At 62.4% G+C, this 14,982-nt stretch carries 13 protein-coding genes; 8 read left to right on the top strand and 5 right to left on the bottom strand.

The window, feature by feature from the left end; all coding sequences use genetic code 11:
• The first annotated feature begins 20 nt into the window (after window positions 1-20).
• Together cydX and V7773_RS09700 are read left to right on the top strand one after the other, a co-directional pair.
• Window positions 21-143, top strand: coding sequence for a cytochrome bd-I oxidase subunit CydX (cydX, locus tag V7773_RS09705; RefSeq protein WP_092221934.1), 123 nt, complete (start codon window positions 21-23; stop codon window positions 141-143).
• On the top strand, window positions 140-427 hold the full coding sequence (locus tag V7773_RS09700; protein ID WP_336073197.1) for a cyd operon YbgE family protein: 288 nt from the start codon (window positions 140-142) through the stop codon (window positions 425-427). Before cydX ends, V7773_RS09700 begins: the two co-directional genes overlap by 4 nt.
• Window positions 428-519: 92 nt before the next feature.
• On the opposite strand, the gene V7773_RS09695 is transcribed toward V7773_RS09700, so the two are convergent.
• From V7773_RS09695 to V7773_RS09685, 3 genes are read right to left on the bottom strand one after another with little or no spacing between them, the layout of a single operon-like run.
• On the bottom strand, window positions 520-1,005 hold the full coding sequence (locus tag V7773_RS09695; protein WP_336073196.1) for a hypothetical protein: 486 nt from the start codon (window positions 1,003-1,005) through the stop codon (window positions 520-522).
• 42 nt (window positions 1,006-1,047) lie between these two features.
• Entirely contained in the window at window positions 1,048-3,795 is a 2,748-nt protein-coding gene (locus V7773_RS09690) for a cation-transporting P-type ATPase (protein ID WP_336073195.1), read from the bottom strand.
• Window positions 3,796-3,855: 60 nt separating this feature from the next.
• Entirely contained in the window at window positions 3,856-4,779 is a 924-nt protein-coding gene (locus tag V7773_RS09685; RefSeq protein ID WP_336073194.1) for a universal stress protein, read from the bottom strand.
• Window positions 4,780-5,035: 256 nt separating this feature from the next.
• Here V7773_RS09685 and V7773_RS09680 point away from each other — a divergent pair, with 256 nt between their 5' ends.
• Window positions 5,036-6,286 carry an MgtC/SapB family protein gene (locus tag V7773_RS09680; protein WP_336073193.1) on the top strand — a complete coding sequence of 417 codons (1,251 nt, stop codon included), beginning with the start codon at window positions 5,036-5,038 and terminating at the stop codon, window positions 6,284-6,286.
• Between the two features lie 100 nt (window positions 6,287-6,386).
• Window positions 6,387-7,298, top strand: a complete 912-nt coding sequence (locus V7773_RS09675) for a universal stress protein (protein ID WP_336073192.1) — start codon at window positions 6,387-6,389, stop codon at window positions 7,296-7,298.
• Window positions 7,299-7,349: 51 nt separating this feature from the next.
• On the opposite strand, the gene V7773_RS09670 is transcribed toward V7773_RS09675, so the two are convergent.
• On the bottom strand, window positions 7,350-7,913 hold the full coding sequence (locus V7773_RS09670; protein WP_336073191.1) for a GNAT family N-acetyltransferase: 564 nt from the start codon (window positions 7,911-7,913) through the stop codon (window positions 7,350-7,352).
• Between the two features lie 245 nt (window positions 7,914-8,158).
• Between V7773_RS09670 and V7773_RS09665 the strand changes: the two genes are divergently transcribed.
• On the top strand, window positions 8,159-9,052 hold the full coding sequence (locus V7773_RS09665; RefSeq protein ID WP_336073190.1) for a universal stress protein: 894 nt from the start codon (window positions 8,159-8,161) through the stop codon (window positions 9,050-9,052).
• Here the strand turns inward: V7773_RS09665 and V7773_RS09660 are convergent.
• On the bottom strand, window positions 9,042-10,025 hold the full coding sequence (locus tag V7773_RS09660; RefSeq protein WP_336073189.1) for a zinc-dependent alcohol dehydrogenase family protein: 984 nt from the start codon (window positions 10,023-10,025) through the stop codon (window positions 9,042-9,044). The two genes, V7773_RS09665 and V7773_RS09660, sit on opposite strands and share 11 nt — an antisense overlap.
• A 170-nt stretch (window positions 10,026-10,195) precedes the next feature.
• Here V7773_RS09660 and V7773_RS09655 point away from each other — a divergent pair, with 170 nt between their 5' ends.
• From V7773_RS09655 to V7773_RS09645, 3 genes are all read left to right on the top strand, one after another.
• The gene (locus tag V7773_RS09655; RefSeq protein WP_336073188.1) at window positions 10,196-12,568 is read left to right on the top strand and encodes a phosphoketolase family protein; all 2,373 of its coding nucleotides are present in this window, start codon (window positions 10,196-10,198) and stop codon (window positions 12,566-12,568) included.
• Between the two features lie 66 nt (window positions 12,569-12,634).
• Complete coding sequence (locus tag V7773_RS09650) at window positions 12,635-13,525, top strand: universal stress protein (RefSeq protein WP_092141728.1); 891 nt, start codon at window positions 12,635-12,637, stop codon at window positions 13,523-13,525.
• A 100-nt stretch (window positions 13,526-13,625) separates the two neighbouring features.
• A complete protein-coding gene (locus V7773_RS09645) occupies window positions 13,626-14,981 on the top strand; it encodes an MBL fold metallo-hydrolase (protein WP_336073187.1) in 1,356 nt (451 codons plus the stop codon).
• Window position 14,982: the final 1 nt, after the last annotated feature.

Here is a 14,982-nt window from a genome sequence, read left to right as displayed (position 1 = left end):
CGACAGAGGAGTGAAGCAATATGTGGTATTTCGCCTGGATGCTGGGAGTCGGTTTCGCACTGCTGCTGGCGATACTCAATGCGATGTGGGGCGAGAACGAGACCGGTCGAGCCATGAGCGACCGTGACGAGGCGCAGCCATGACGCTGAATGTCGCGGGTGTCCAGCCCACGTCACGGCTGCATCGCCTGAGCCTCGTCGTTGCGGTGACGATCATGTTGGCCTGCTCGCTCTACCCGCCACTGATGACGGCGCCGGACGGGAAAGCCGACCATGCCTTGGCAACGGCCTTGTTTATCGCCATGAGCGTGGCGTTTGTCAGGGGCGTGGGGTTCATTCCCCGCAGGCCTGTCTGGCGAAGGATGTTTTCAGGTTGGACCTGCCTGGTGGCTCTTGCGCTTGCCGGTGGGTTGAAGTTGTTGCACTGAAGCCTGATGAGAAGCCCGGCGATGGCCGGACGGTGATCAAGAAAACTCACCTGCCGACGCGGCAGGTGAGTAGGGCAGTCCTGGAGGCCGGCCTAGCGAGCTGGCGGGCTCATTTGCTGTTGTTGCATCATCTGCTCCATCATCATCTGTTGCATGCCCATGTACCTGTCCATCATGTACTGGTGCTGCTTCATCTGCTCAGGCGTCATCCGGGAATAGTGGCTGCCCATTTGTTTCCAGCCCATCATCGGGCCGTTCCCCTTCATGTGGCCGCCCATCATGCCTGCCCCGCAACACCCCATCATCCCATTCATCATCTGCATGCTTTGCCGCATCGTGGCCTGGTGATCTTGCATGAGCTTCTGGCGTTGCGCCGGATCGCTGGTGTTCTGGATCTGGGTCATCTGTTCCTGCATTTTTTTCAGGTTTTCCTGGGCCGTCGCCATCTGCTGGTCGAATTGCTCAACGCTCATTGACGGTGGGGGCGCCTTGGCGGCGTCGGTGGCTTGCTGGGCAAAGCTCAGCGTGGGGAAAAGCACCGCGGTCAGGGCGAGGGCGGCGAGTCTGGATGCGTTCATGATTCAGTTCCTTGCTGGCTGGTGGAGCGGGGAGTGGGATCGTCACGGTTGACGATCGGACTCGGTTAAACGCAGTCGAAGCTGTTTTTCAATTTCGATGATGGCGAACAGCGCAATGCCCACCGCGATGATCAGCAGTCCATCCATGAAGGGCACCGCTTGGGTCGCGAACACGGTTTGCAGCGGCGGCGCATAGGTGATGGCGAATTGAGCGACGGTCACCACCGCGATGGTCGCCCACACAACCTTCGTACCCCGAAGGCCCTTCCAGGTCAGTGACGTGCCGTAGAGATTGCGGATAAAGAACAGGTGGAAAATTTCCATCACGACCAAGGTGTTCACTGCCAGGGTGCGGGCCAGTTCGACGGAGTAGCCTCGGTCCAGGGCATAGGTAAAGATGCCGTAGACACCGCACAGGAACAGAATGGAAACGAGCACCATATGCCAGACCAATGCGCCGCTGATCAACGGCTCCTGTCGTGAGCGCGGTGGCCTGCGCATGGTGTTGTCTTCGGTTGGTTCGAACGCCAGCGCGATACCCAGCGTGATGGCGGTAATCAGGTTGATCCACAGGATCTGTATCGCCGTGACTGGCAATGTAAGGCCAAACAGCAGCGCGACAATGAGGGTCATTGTCTCGCCCGCGTTGGTGGGTAACGTCCAGCTCAGCACTTTCTTGATGTTGTCGTAGACCGTCCGGCCTTCACGCACAGCGGCCACGATGGAGGCGAAGTTATCGTCCGCCAGTACCAGGTCCGCGGCTTCCTTGGCCGCTTCACTGCCTTTGCAACCCATGGCGATGCCGGCATCTGCGCGTTTGAGCGCTGGCGCGTCGTTGACGCCGTCGCCGGTCATGGCTACGGTCATGCCGTTGAGTTGCAGCAACGTCACCAGCCGCAGCTTATGTTCGGGGCTGGTACGCGCGAAGATGTTCACTTGCTTGAGTGATTCCCTGAGGGTGGCATCGTTCATGGCGTCCAGGTCGCTGCCGGTCAGTACCTTGTCGGGGTTGTCCAGGCCGATCTGATCACCGATGGCGCAGGCGGTGCCGGCGTGATCCCCTGTGATCATCTTCACGACAATGCCGGCCGCCTGGCATTGCTTGATCGCCTGGATCGTTTCCGGGCGGGGCGGGTCGATCATCCCGACCAGGCCAAGCAAGGTCAGTGTTCCTTGCACATCGGCAAACTCCAGGATGGCGTGTTCGGGCGGGACGGATCTGACGGCGAGCGCCAACACGCGTTGGCCCTTGCGGGCGATGGCATTGGCCTGCGCGTGCCAATAGTCGGCATCGAGCGGGGCCGTTGCCCCCGTGTTGCTGCGCTGGTGCGTGCACATGGTCAGAATCTGCTCCGGCGCACCTTTGACATAAATGGCGGCTTGCCGGTCATGGTTGTGATGCAGCGTTGCCATGAAACGGTGTTTGGCGTCGAACGGAATGGCATCGGTGCGGGCCCAAGTGCCGCGTTCCTCTTCGCCGTTGATGCCGGCCTTGGCGCAAAAAACCAGCAATGCACCCTCCATGGGGTCCCCTTCGACTTTCCAGGTGTCTTCGTGCTGCCTCAAGCGTGCGTCATTGCAAAGGCTCGTCGCGCGCCCCAGTTCGGCCAGCACCGGGTGGTGGGAGGTGTCGATCAATTGATCGGCAAGGTTCATGTTGCCCGAAGGCTGGTAGCCGACACCGTCGACGGTGAAGGTCAGGTCACGGGTGACGACGGATGCCACCATCATCTCGTTACGGGTGAGGGTGCCGGTCTTGTCCGTGCAGATGACCGATACCGAGCCCAGGGTTTCGATGGCCGGCAGGCGCCGAACGATGGCGTTGCGATGGGCCATCGCCCGCACGCCCACCGCCAGGGTGATGGTGAGCACGGCGGGCAATCCCTCGGGTATGGCTGCGACCGACATGCCCACCACGACCATGAATATCTCGGTGAAGACGTAATGCCCGACAAAGTGGCCATAAGCGAGTAGCAGACCGGCGATCAGCAAAATCAATAGCGTCAGCCAGCGGGCGAAGACATCCATTTGCTTTATCAGGGGCGTCGTCAGCGGCTCCACTGCCGACAGCAGGTTGCTGATGCGCCCGATTTCAGTCGATGTCGCGGTGGCGACAACGACCCCTGTCGCTTGTCCGCAGGTCACCAGGGTGCCACTGAAGGCCATGCAGGCACGATCACCCAGGGCCGCTTCGATGCGCACCGGCTCGGTATTTTTTTCGGCCGGTGCGGATTCTCCGGTCAGGATGGCTTCCTGGACCTGGAGCCGGTTGGCATGCAGCAGGCGCAGATCCGCCGGGACCTTGTCGCCGGCCTCCAGCAAGACGATATCGCCGGGCACCAGTTCCTCGCCTGCGATGCCCAGGCGTTCGCCGGCACGTATCACCGTTGCCCGGGGCGCGAGCATGTTGCGGATGGCGTCCATGGCCTGTTCGGCCTTGCCTTCCTGGACATAGCCAATGATCGCATTGGCCATCACGACAGCGAGAATGACCACCGTGTCCCACAGGTGTTGCAGCGCAGCGGTGATTGCAGCGCAACCCAGCAGCACATAAATCAGGATGTTATGAAATTGCAGCAGAAATCGCCGCCACGCTGGCCGTCGGGCTGACGCCGACAACCGGTTGAAACCCGTACGCTCAAGCCGGGCCTGGACTTCGGCGATGTCCAGCCCGGCTTGCTCATCGACATCAAGGTGTTTGAGCGCCTGTTCGGCGGGCAACGTGTACCAGGCCAGGCCCTGCGAGGGCGTTGTCGGGTGCGCCGCTGGTAGGTTGCTCGGTCGGTTCATCAGCCGCGTTCCTGTGGATACGGAGCGGTTGTTCTACAGGCCATCGGCACAGGACTGCCCTCAGCCCATCTGCTGCGGCGCAATCACCCACAAGCTGCAGGGCAGCTTGTACAGCAGGCCTTCGACGGTGCTGCCGATCAGCTTGTCCAGGCTGCCGTAGCGCACGCGCCCCATGACGATGACATCAATGTCATGGGACGCGGCGTAGCTCGCCAGCACCTTGGCCGGGTCACCCATGATCATGCGTCGCTGGTCCGCGGCGATGCCATTGCGTTCGGCCAGTGCATTGAAGGCGGCGCCCTGGGACTCGTAGAGCTGGCGGGCCAGGGTCGAGGAGAAGAACATCGAACCGTTGCCGAAACCGTATTCAGCGGCGGTAATGGACGAAAGGTCATAGGCGTAGATGACTTCCAGCGTCGCGTCGCAGCGGGTGGCCAGCTTGTTGGCTTCGCTCAGGATCCGATCATTGAGGCCTTCGTAGCGTCCGTCCTGATGGAACGGGTCGATGGCGGCCAGGATCTTGCGCGGGCGGGCGTGGGCGACCTTGTTGACGAAGTGCAGCGGGACCTCGCATTCGCGCAGCAGATGCACGTCCAGCGGCGTGAACATCAGTCGGGAAAACCACGACTCAGGGTCCACCGACTTGATCAGCGCAGCCATCGGCGCTTCCTTGAGGTGGACCAGGATTTCCTGCAAGGGGCGCTCGACCCACGTCACTTCTGTCGTGACCTCAATGCCGAGGTTGCGCAGGGGCCTGGCCTGTTCCTCCAGCCACTGCCGGTGGCGCTCGATGTAGCCCAGGCGCATCTGCTCCAGCGCCTGCTCGTTGACCAGGCCCGCCGTGGCCAGGCCTTCGAGGTAGTCAAACGCGACAATATGCAGCGCCGCGCCTTCGGCCCTGGCCAGTGCGGCGGCCCGGTCGAACGCCGGGCTGTGTTCCATCAGGGGCGAGACGACCAGCATCAATCGTGATTGCGTAGACATGACAAACCTCCCGGGCAAGGACCTGTTGGCGCCGGGCGACGTTTCGCGCGGCGTGGTGTCTGTCATCGATCATGAACGTCATGGAGGCCGGTAACTTGATTTGCATCAAACACGCTTCAAAGCGTTGCATCGAAGGCGGCAACGGCGCGGCAATCGCGCTATGTTTGAGCATGATCAGTCGCCCCAGGGCACGAGCGCAGCCGGCTCGGCCCTCTGGATTGAGTGACAACCGCAGACAGTGCCAGAGAGCCGAACCATGACTGAAAGCCTGGCCTTCGCCAATGCCGCCGCCGCGCTGGGAATCGGCCTGTTGGTGGGGCTTGAGCGCGAACGACGCAAAGGCGAGGGCGACCGGCGCGACTTCGCCGGCCTGCGTACCTTCGCCATCACGTCCGTGCTCGGCTACCTGGCGGTCCAGGCGGGCGGTCCCTTGTTGCTGGGGGGCGTGACGCTCGCCCTGGGCGCATTGGTCACCGTGGCCTATTGGCGAAACCTCGACAAGGATCCGGGGATCACCAGCGAGGTGGCCTTGTTCGCAGTATTGGCACTGGGCGCGCTCTGTGCGAGCGCCCCAGGCCTGGCGACCTCGATTGGGGTGGTGATGGCCGGGCTGCTCGCCAGCCGCCAGACGTTGCACCACTTTGCCCGCAACCAATTGACGGCCACCGAGATGCGCGATGGCCTGGTGCTGTTGATCGCCGCGCTGGTCGTGCTCCCGCTGGCACCGGATCGATTCCTCGGGCCTTATGACGCCATCAACTTGCGCAACCTGTGCACCCTCACTGTCATGCTGATGGCGGTGGGTGCGCTGGGGCATGTCGCGGTTCGAACCCTGGGGACCCGCTATGGCTACGCCCTCAGTGCGATTGCCTCGGGGTTTGCTTCTGCCACGGCGACTGTCGCGACCATGGGCGGTATCGCGGCCAAAGAGCCGATCAATCTCAAGGTGGTGAGCGCTGCGGCGATGTTATCCAATCTGGCGACGGTGACTCAAATGGGCCTGATTCTCGCAGCCGTGGACCCCGCGCTGCTGCGTTGGATGTGGGGGCCGTTGGTGTGCGGGATGCTGATGGTATTGCTCTATGCCGGCGTGCTGATGTTTCCCCGGCCAAGGGCGCGGGCCGATGAAACCATCAAGCACAGCGGCGCCTTCAGCCTCAAACTGGCGATGACGATGGTCCTGGCGATGGCCGCTATCACCGTCCTCTCGTCGGCGATGCTCGATGTGTTTGGCCAGGCCGGGGTGACCGTCACCGCGATTTTCAGCGGGTTGCTCGACGCCCATGCCTCGACGGCCTCCATCGCTTCCCTGGCCAAGGGCGGGTTGTTGCCCTTCGACGGCGTCGCCGTACCGGTGCTGATGGCGCTGAGCAGCAACTCCCTGAGCAAATGCGTCGTCGCCTGGCTCAGTGGCGGGCGAAGGTTCGCCGGGTATGTGATTCCCGGCCAGGTGCTGGTCACGCTGGCGATGTGGGCAGGGCTGTTGCTCCCGAGTTTGTCAGCCTGAATGATGGCTGTTTGATGAAGATCAAGTCCTGTCTCGGGCAGGCGTCCATTCTGGAAACCTCAATCCTTTAAGTGGCTGTCGCCACGTGCCGAGGTGTTCCATGTCCCAGACTCAACGTTTATTGCTAGTGGCGCCTGACGCCATGATCCGTACGCCGGCGTTCGACCGCGCCACCGAGTTGGCCCTGGCGCTGGACCTGCCCCTGCACATTGTGGCGTTCGACTACCTGGAGTTGCTCTCGGTGGCCGGCCTGTTCGCCCCGGAACAGGTCAAGCAAGCGCGTGAGGGCTATCTGGAAACCCATCGGCATTGGCTGTGGCAACAGGCCGAACTGGCACGTCGGCACGGCGTCGAGGTGACCTGCGAGGTGGTGTGGAGCAAGGATGCCTTCCAAGCCTTGCAGCAATACGTCAAGGAGATGCCGATGGCGTTGATCATCAAGGACGCGCAGCCGGAACCGGCGATGAAACGGGTGTTTTTCACGCCCCTGGACTGGCGCTTGCTGCGCGACTGTCCGGTGCCGGTGCATCTGGTCACGGACGCTCGTAACCCACGGCCTCGGCGGGTCCTGGCGATTGTCGATGTGCTGCGCAGCGAGGAGCAGGACCTGGTGTTCAACGACCGGATCGTCGACGCCGCGGTCAAACTGGCGGAACAATGCAACGCCCAGGTCGAGTTGCTGCACGCCTTCGATTGGACGGCTGTCTACGCCTCGGATATGGGCATTGGTGCGCTGCCCCTGGCCACCGGGCTCTATGAAGCGTTGGGCCAGGCACAGCATGAGGTGTTCGAGTCCCTGGCCGAGCGCCACGGGGTCGCACCGCAGCAGTGCCACTTCATCGAAGGGGCGCCGCTGAACAGCATTTGCACGTTCGCCACCGATCACCAGATCGATGTCATCGTCATGGGCACCACGGCGCATCATGGCCTGGACAAGCGCCTGGGCACCACCGCTGAGTTCCTGCTGCAACGGGCGCCCTGCAGCGTATTGGCGATCAAGCCGCAAGCGTGATTGGCGCAACGCTGCGCGAGGCCATGCCAAGGCCTCGCGCCGCGTCCGGGATCAAAGGTAGAGCCGGTGGATGACCTGCCGGGTATCGTCGGGATCGCTGCGGGTTTCAAAACCCAGGCTATGGGCCAAGTCCCGCATCGGGGCATTGCTGGCCGCATCGACGGAGTACATCTGGCGATAGCCGTTTTTACGCGCGGTGTCGATCAGGTGCTCCATCAACAACGTCCCCAGTCCCAGGTGTTGCCAAGGGTCGGCGACCGTCACCGCACACTCGCATTCGTGTTCCTGGGTCGCGCAATAGCGGCTGACACCGATCTCGATCAACTCGCCGTTGTCATGGACCAGGGCGATGTAGGCCATGCGCGTCTTGCAGTCGACGTCCATCAAATTGTCGAGCAGCGCCGCGCCCGGCTCATTGATCTGCGCCAGAAAGCGCATGTGCCGGGACTCCGGTGACAGGCGCATGATGAAGTCGTATTCGCGCTGGCGATCCTGCTCCCTGAGCGGGCGGATCAAGACATGCCGGCCGTCCTTGAGTGCCTGGATCCAGTGTTTGCCACTGATGCTGGCATACAGGGCAGCGGCGCGTTCGTTGTGGTCTTTGACAGTGAGCATGGTGCGATCCTCCCTCGGATGTGCACGTGCGGTGCGATAAAAAGCTACGCATTCGGTACTGTTCTACGCCCGCCACGGCGATCGATTCTGATCTGGATCAGTGCCCGCGTATCCGCCCGTCGATTGCCCGGCCTTTGATTCAGATCAAACCGTCCGGGGCCTTGATGGGCGCACGCTGAAGATCGCTCCGGAAAGGCCGGTGCAAGGTTCTGGATTTCGTGTGGGTAATCCGATGGAGGTGTGCGATGGGGCAATACCAGCGTCTGCTATTGATCGTCGAACCTGATCTGCACCCCTCCGCAGCGATGCGCAGGGCCTGTGCCCTGGCCCGGGCCAGCGGCGCCGCACTGCACTTGTGCGCGTTCGTCCAACCGCCGGCGCGCACCCACTTATGGGGTGAAAAAATCGATGAGGCGGGTGTGCAGCGCTATCTGCACCGCTACCGTCGCTGGATGGTGGAGGAGGCGGCGCTGCTCAAGGAGGAAGGCCTGGACGTGACGACTCACGTGGTATGGACGCTCCATCCGTTGCTGGACATCCTGCGCTATGTCGAGCAGTTCCAGCCTGACCTGCTGATCAAGGACGTTACCCTCGAACCTTTGCTCAAGCGCGTGTTCGCAACGCCGCTGGACTGTCATCTGTTGCGCGACTGTCCGGTGCCGGTGCATCTGGTCAACCAGGCGGTGCATGGCTTGCCGCACCGGGTCGTGGCGGCGGTGGACCCTTCGGACCCCGAGGCCAATGCCTTGAACGAGCACATCGTCCAGACTGCTGCCGCGATGGCCCGGCAATGCGATGCCTCGCTTCATCTGTTGTACGCCTGCGACCTGTCGCCGGCCTTCAACGGCGAAGCCTCGTTGCTGGCCGGGGCTTGGGATGACGACTTTGCCGACGCCCTGCGCGAATCGCTGCATGCGGCGTTTATCAGCCTGGCCGGGCGCTGTGGCGTACCGGCGGAGCGTCGGCACTTCGTCGTTGGCCTGCCAGTGCCGGTTATCCAGGAATTCGTCGACGAATTCGAGGCCGACGTGGTGGTGATGGGCACTGTGCACCGCGCCGGTCTTGAGCGTTTGATTGGCAGCACGACAGAACGGGCCTTGTACTCGGTGCCGGGCAGTGTGCTGGCGGTCAAGGGATGAGCACGATGGCCCCGTTGACCTGTCCGCTCCTCAGGTGTTCCAGCGCTTGGTTGGCTTGGACCAATGGGTAGCAGGTCACGTTGCAATGCACGGGTGTGCGCTGGAGCTGTTCGAAAAACGCCAGGCCGTCCGCGCGGGTCAGATTGGCCACTGAGCGCACGCTGCGTTCCTGCCACAACAGGCGATAGGGGAAGGCAGGGATGTCGCTCATGTGAATGCCGGCGCACACCACGCAACCGCCTTTGGCGGTGGCTTGCAAGGCCAGCGGCACCAGTTCGCCGACGGGGGCGAAGATCAGGCTGGCGTCCAGCAGATGGGGCGGGAGCTGATCCGATGCCCCGGCCCAGGTCGCGCCCAGCGAACGGGCATAGGCCTGGCCGAGGTCGTCACCGGGCCGAGTGAAGGCATAGACTTCCTGGCCCCGGCCCACGGCGACCTGGATCGCCAGGTGCGCAGCGGCGCCGAAGCCATAAAGGCCCAAGTGAGGGGCGCTTTGCGCCATCTGCAAGGCCCGGAAACCGATCAGCCCTGCACACAGCAGAGGCGCGGCTTCGGCGGCCTCAAGCGTATCGGGGAGGGGGAAGCAGAATCGCGCATCGGCGACGGTGTAGTCGGCATAGCCGCCGTCCAGCTGGCAGCCAGTGAACAGTGCCTGGTCGCAGAGGTTCTCCCGGCCCGAGCGGCAGAACTCACACACGCCACACGTCCACCCCAGCCAGGGCACGCCCACCCGTCGGCCGATCCAGTCCGGGGCCACCTGCGCGCCGACGGCGGTGACCTCACCGACGATCTCGTGGCCCGGCACCCGAGGCAATCGAGCCTGGGGCAGTTCACCGTCGAACAGATGCAAGTCGGTGCGGCACACACCGCAGGCTTGCACCTTGATCAGCAGTTGCCCGGCGGTAGGCGTCGGTTGAGGGCGTTCTTCCAGTCGCAAGGGCTGGCCAATCGTGTGCAGGACCATGGCGCGCATGAGCATTCTCCTGTGTGAGCGGGCGCTCGCCATGCCAGTGAGCGGCGCCAGGGCATCAAGCAATCACCTTGTATGACCTTAGCGTCCCTGGTTCTGATGTAAATCAAGTCACCCTTATTCCCGCGTTCCAGAATCAGGCATGGCAACCCTGTGTTTTTGCGGAGGACGTGATGAGCGATTTTCTCAGCCCCGACCAACTGGAAGGTATTGACGCCTACTGGCGTGCGTCCAATTACCTGGCCGTAGGTCAGATCTACCTCAAGGACAACCCGTTGTTGCGCAAACCACTGCAACAGGAGCACGTCAAACCTCGCTTGCTGGGCCACTGGGGCACGACGCCTGGGCTGAATCTGATTTACGTGCACCTCAATCACCTGATCAAGACCCGTGACCTGAACATGATCCTGATCACCGGCCCCGGTCATGGCGGCCCGGCCATCGTCGCCCAGAGCTACCTGGAGGGTAGCTTCACCCAGTGTTATCCCTCGGTGGAGCAGAACGAAAACGGAATGTTGCGCCTGTTCCGGCAGTTTTCCTGGCCTTATGGCTTATCCAGCCATGTCTCGGCGCAGATTCCCGGCTCCATCCATGAAGGTGGGGAGTTGGGGTATTCCCTGGCCCATGCCTATGGCGCGGCGTTCGACAACCCTGACCTGATCGTGGCCTGCGTCATCGGCGACGGTGAGGCGGAAACCGGGACGTTGGCGGCGAGCTGGCATTCCAATAAATTCCTCAACCCCAGGCGTGACGGCGCCGTACTGCCCATTCTTCATCTCAACGGTTTCAAGATCGCCAACCCCACGCTGCTTTCGCGCATCAGTGAAGACGAGCTGTCGGCGCTGATGTATGGCTACGGCTACGATCCTTATTTTGTCGAAGGCGACGACCCGCAAGCGGTGCACCAACAGCTGGCCAGGACCCTGGACGGCATGTTGCTCAAGATTCGCGAAATCCAGCGCATGGCCCGCGCGGATTCGTCGGGACGTACCCTGGAACGCCAGCTCTGGCCGATGCTGGTGCTGCGCACGCCCAAGGGTTGGACCGGTCCGAAATTCGTCGATGGCCAGCAGGTCGAAGGCACCTGGCGCGCCCATCAGGTGCCGCTAAGCCACTTCGAGCTGCCCGTGCATTTGACGCAACTGGAACAATGGCTCCAGAGCTACCGTCCGCAGGAGTTGTTCGACGACAACGGTGCGTTGCTGCCGGACATTGCCGCGTTGGCGCCGACGGGACATCGGCGCCTGGGCGCCAATCCTCATGCCAATGGCGGCGTGCTGCTCAAACCCTTGGAACTGCCCAGGTTCACCGATTACGCCGTGCAATTCAGCGCGCCCGGCAGCGTGCAGGCAGAGGCCACCCGGGTGTTGGGTGGTTTTGTGCGCGATGTGATGAAGCACAACCTGGGGGCAGCCAATTTCCGCCTGTTCGGCCCCGACGAAACCGCCTCCAATCGCCTTGATGCGGTGTACGAGGTCAGTGGTAAAGCCTGGATGGCGGCCCTGGAGACGGGCGATACGAACCTGGCGTGCGACGGCCGGGTGATGGAAATCCTCAGCGAGCAAGTGTGTGAAGGCTGGCTGGAGGGGTATCTGCTGACGGGGCGGCATGGGCTGTTTTCCTGCTATGAGGCATTCATCCACATCGTCGATTCGATGTTCAATCAGCACGCCAAATGGCTCAAGACCGCTGCCCAGATCCCGTGGCGCGCCTCGATTGCTTCGCTCAATTACCTGCTCACGTCCCATGTCTGGCGACAGGACCACAATGGCTTTTCCCATCAGGACCCGGGGTTCATCGACCTGGTGGCGAACAAGAGCGCCGACGTGGTGCGCATCTACCTGCCAGCGGACGCCAATTGCCTGTTGTCCGTGGCCGATCACTGCCTCAAGAGCCGCGATTACATCAATGTGATCGTGGCCGGCAAACAGCCGGAATGGCAATGGCTGGACATCGATTCGGCCGTTCGGCACTGCTCGGTCGGGATCGGTCGCTGGGCCTTTGCCTGCAACAACGACGAAGACCCGGACGTGGTGATGGCCTGTGCCGGTGACGTGCCAACGTTGGAAACCCTGGCCGCTGTCACGCTGCTGCGTGAATACGTGCCCGACCTGCGGGTGCGGGTGGTGAATGTCGTCGACCTGCTGGCCCTGCAACCGCCGCAACAGCATGCCCACGGGTTGCCGGACGCCGAGTTCGATGGGTTGTTTACCGTGGACAAGCCAGTGATTTTCGCCTTCCACGGCTATCCGTCGCTGATCCATCGGCTGGTCTACAAGCGTCACAACCACGATAACTTCCATGTCCGCGGTTTCATGGAGGAGGGCGCCACCACTACGCCGTTCGACATGACGGTCATCAATCACCTGGATCGCTACCAGCTGGCGCTCGATGTCATCCAGCGCGTGCCACGGTTGCAGCCGCTGGTGGACAGCGCTCGGGATCGCTACTGGGCAACCATGGAAAAGCATCAGCTGTACCTCATCGAGCATGGGCAGGACATGCCTGAAGTCTTGAACTGGCGCTGGACGCCGACGCCGCAATGACGGCCAACATGCCTCATGGCATCGACGCTGCGCCGTGGCGTTCGAGCCCGACTTTGGAGACCCATCATGAGCCAGTACCAACGCCTGTTGCTGATCCTCAACCCGGCACAACGCCATTCACCCGCCCTGCATCACGCCGCGGCCCTGGCGGCGGCCAGTGGGGCGCACTTGCATGTCACCGCCTTGATTCCCTCGCTGGACATTCTTTCGCTGCTCGAAGAGGGGCCTCGTGAGGAAGCGCGGCAGAACTATCTCCAGGACCATCGTCATTGGTTGGAGGATGAGGCGGACAAGTTGCGCCGCCGTGGCCTGCGGGTCACCACTGAGGTGGAATGGGCCCAGAAGATGGGCAAGCAGATCCTGCAACACGTTACGCAGATCCAGCCGGACTTGCTGATCAAGCAGGTACAACACGAGCCCATGCTCAAGCGGGCATTTTTCACCCCGCTGGACTGGCAACTGCTGCGCAACTGTCCTGTTCCGATGTACCTGGTGGGGGCCACCGGTCATGCGCTGCCGCGCACAGTGGTCGCGGCGGTGGACCCTTCCAGTGCGTTTGCCCAGAACAGCGGGCTGAATGACCGGATCATCCGCCAGGCCATGGGGCTGGCCTTGCAGTGCGACGCCGAGCTGCATCTGGTTCACGCCTATGAGGTGTCGTCAGTCTATCTGGGGGATGCGGGTGGTGGCGGCCTGTCGCTGTCGCAGCTCAGCAAGGAACTGCGCAGGAGCCTGGAAAAAACCTTCCTGGAACTGGCGAACCTGTTTGGTGTGCCGGCCGAGCGCAGGCATTTTCTACTGGGGCATCCGGTCTCGGCCCTGAGTGAATTTGCCCTGGAGCATGAAGTGGACGTGATCGTCATGGGGCGATTCCAGCACGACGATCTGTATGGGCTACTGGGCAGCACGACCGAGCACATCCTGTACCAGGTGTCGTGCAGTGTTCTGGCGGTGTGATGAATCGGACTTGACCGCTGGGTTGTTGACAAAGATCAACGGCAACGAGGTCAAACAATGTGACCAATAGGCTTATGATCGATTGTCCAGGAGCACCGCCATGCGCATGACATTTCTCGGGGCCGCCGGTACGGTCACCGGCAGCAAGTACCTGCTGGAACACGACGATCAGCGCATCCTGATCGATTGCGGCCTGTTCCAGGGCTACAAGCAGTTGCGCCTGCACAACTGGGACCCCTTCGAGCTGCCGATGCGTGACCTGGATGCGATCGTACTGACCCACGCTCACCTGGACCACAGCGGCTACCTGCCGGTGCTGGTGCGTAATGGCTATCGCGGCCCCGTCTATGCAACGCCGGCGACCTGCGAGCTGGTGAAGATCCTGCTGCGCGACAGCGCTCGCTTGCAGGAAGAAGAAGCCGAATACGCCAACCGCAAGGGGTTTTCCAAACATGCGCCGGCCTTCCCGCTGTACACCCGTGAACACGCTGAACGAGCGCTGAAACTGCTGCGCCCGATTGCATTCGAACACCCGGTGGAGATCGCCCGGGGGATCACCATCTTGCTGCGTCGCGCCGGGCACATCCTCGGTGCCGCGACGGTACAGGTCCAGGCTGGTGGGGTGACGCTGGTGTGTTCCGGGGACTTGGGGCGACCCGAGGATCCGGTGATGTTCGCGCCGAAAGTCATCGAGCAGGCGGATGTCCTGCTGGTGGAGTCGACCTACGGCGACCGTCGACACCCACACGAGTCGCCGGAAGATCAATTGGCTGAGGTGATCACTCGCACCGCGCTGCGCCGTGGCATCACGTTGGTGCCCTCGTTCACGGTTGGCCGTGCCCAGTTGCTGATGTACCACCTGTACCGCCTGAAACAACGCCGGGAGATCCCCGATATCCCGATCTACCTCAACAGCCCCATGGCCATCGACGTCACCCGGTTGTACCAGCGCTTTGGTGACGAGCATCGTCTCTCCAGGGAAGAGTGCGAAGGCATGTGCCACATCGCCCATCCTGTGCGCTCGGTCAAGGACTCCATGGCCCTGGACCTGCAACGTACTCCGGCGGTGATCATCGCCGCCAGTGGCATGGCCACCGGCGGGCGCGTGCTGCACCACCTCAAGAGCCTGGCGCCCAACCCCATCAACACCTTGCTGATGCCCGGTTTCCAGGCTGGCGGTACGCGAGGTGCGAGAATTGTGGCGGGTGAGCCTGCGGTGCGCATCCATGGCAAGGACGTGCCGATCAATGCCGAAGTGGTGCCCATGCAAACGCTCTCGGCCCATGCCGATGCCGACGAAATCATGCAATGGCTGCGCGGCTTCAAGACACCACCCCGGCACACCTATGTCGTGCATGGCGAACCCAATGCGTCCGACGTCTTGCGCCATCGCATTGGCGACGAACTGGGGTGGTCGGTGTCGGTGCCGGAGTACCGCGATAGCGTCGAACTCTGAA

The organism is Pseudomonas sp. 3JA (genome assembly GCF_036961705.1).
Taxonomy (GTDB): domain Bacteria; phylum Pseudomonadota; class Gammaproteobacteria; order Pseudomonadales; family Pseudomonadaceae; genus Aquipseudomonas; species Aquipseudomonas fluorescens_Q.
Note: the sequence above shows the minus strand (reverse complement) of the source record. Positions and strands in the feature narration are given on the sequence as shown.